This is a genomic window from Lactobacillus johnsonii ATCC 33200, assembly GCF_000159355.1.
Classification (GTDB): Bacteria; Bacillota; Bacilli; order Lactobacillales; family Lactobacillaceae; genus Lactobacillus; species Lactobacillus johnsonii.
The window spans coordinates 1-213 of record NZ_GG670151.1; the positions used below are offsets into that span (position 1 = coordinate 1).

Here is a 213-nt window from a genome sequence, read left to right on the forward strand (position 1 = left end):
ATAGCGACGCATCACAATTAATTGTTTGCGCAGCAGAGCCAGGAATCCACGCGGTGGAATTTGCTGATCAAGGAGATTATCTTCAAGGTCGATAATTTTATCGTGCAGCTGCTCGATAAATTCACTGGAATGATCGGTCAACGCATCGCACACATCCACCAGCCATCCCCCGCAATCGGTCGGACCCGTGCCCTCTTCCAGATCGCTCACCAC

1 protein-coding gene is annotated in these 213 nt (G+C 51.2%); it reads right to left on the minus strand.

Translation table 11 applies throughout. The features are described from left to right. Positions 1 to 213, minus strand: a 213-nt coding sequence (locus HMPREF0528_RS08830) for a CorA family divalent cation transporter (protein WP_034525454.1), incomplete at both ends; no start/stop codon positions are given.